Genomic DNA, 1,229 nt, shown 5'->3' on the forward strand with positions numbered 1-1,229 from the left:
CTGCGGCTGAGCGGCGGCGGCACCGCCTCGACGACGGCGCCCCGACCCCTGAGCAGCCGTGACCCTCGAGCAGCCGTGACCTACGAGCACCCGTGACCTACGAGCACCCGTGATCCCCCGAGCACCCGTGATCCCCGAGCGGCCGTGGCCCGCGGACACCGAGTGTCTCCCGCCCCCACACACCAGTTCGCGTTCCTCGAACAGCAAGGAGCCCCCACGCCATGCGCACCTCCATCGCCACCGTCTCCCTCAGTGGCTCGCTCACCGAGAAGCTCACCGCCGCCTCCCGCGCCGGATTCGACGGTGTGGAGATCTTCGAGAACGACCTGCTGGCCAGCCCGCTCACACCGGAGGAGATCCGGGACCGGTGCGCCGACCTCGGGCTGCGCATCGAGCTGTACCAGCCGATGCGGGACATCGAGGCGGTGCCGCCCGAGGAGTTCGCCCGCAACCTCCGCCGCGCCCGCCACAAGTTCGACCTGATGCGCCGTCTGGGCGCCGACACCGTGCTGGTGTGCTCCAGCGTGTCCCCGCTCGCCCGCGACGACGACGCGCTGGCCGCCGCCCAGCTGCATGAACTCGCCGAGAACGCGCAGGAGTTCGGGGTCAGCGTCGCCTACGAGGCGCTGGCCTGGGGTCGGCACGTCAACACCTACGACCACGCCTGGCGGATCGTCGAGGCCGCCGCCCACCCCGCGCTCGGCACCTGCCTGGACAGCTTCCACATCCTCTCGAGGGGTTCCGACCCCCAGGGCATCGAGGACATCCCCGGGGAGAAGATCTTCTTCCTCCAGCTTGCCGACGCCCCGCTGCTCGCGATGGACGTCCTCCAGTGGAGCCGCCACTACCGCTGCTTCCCGGGCCAGGGCGGGTTCGACGTCGCCGGGCTGGTGCGCCACGTGATGCGGACGGGCTACCGGGGGCCGCTCTCCCTGGAGGTCTTCAACGACGTGTTCCGGCAGGCCGAGGCCGGCCCCACCGCCGTGGACGCCCGGAGGTCGCTGCTCGTCCTCCAGGAGCAGGCGGGCATCGACGAGCTCCCGCCCCGGGTGGTGCCCACCGGTGTGGCCTTCACCGAACTGGTCACCCCGGACGCCGAACCGCTCGGCGCCACCCTGACCGCGCTCGGCTTCGCCCGCACGGCCAGGCATCGCTCCAAGCCGGTGGACCTGTGGGAGCAGGGTCAGGCGCGGATCCTGGTCAACACCGGGCCGGCGGTGCCGCGCGGC

General features: G+C 72.2%; 1 protein-coding gene. It reads left to right on the plus strand.

Annotation, left to right across the window (positions count from 1 at the left end):
* Window positions 1-221: 221 nt before the first annotated feature.
* The coding region (locus tag HW445_RS31605; RefSeq protein ID WP_180224200.1) for a sugar phosphate isomerase/epimerase at window positions 222-1,229 on the plus strand (1,008 nt) is incomplete at its 3' end.

Origin of the sequence: Streptomyces sp. UH6, from assembly GCF_013421635.1 — a bacterium.
GTDB classification, from domain to species: domain Bacteria; phylum Actinomycetota; class Actinomycetes; order Streptomycetales; family Streptomycetaceae; genus Streptomyces; species Streptomyces abyssomicinicus.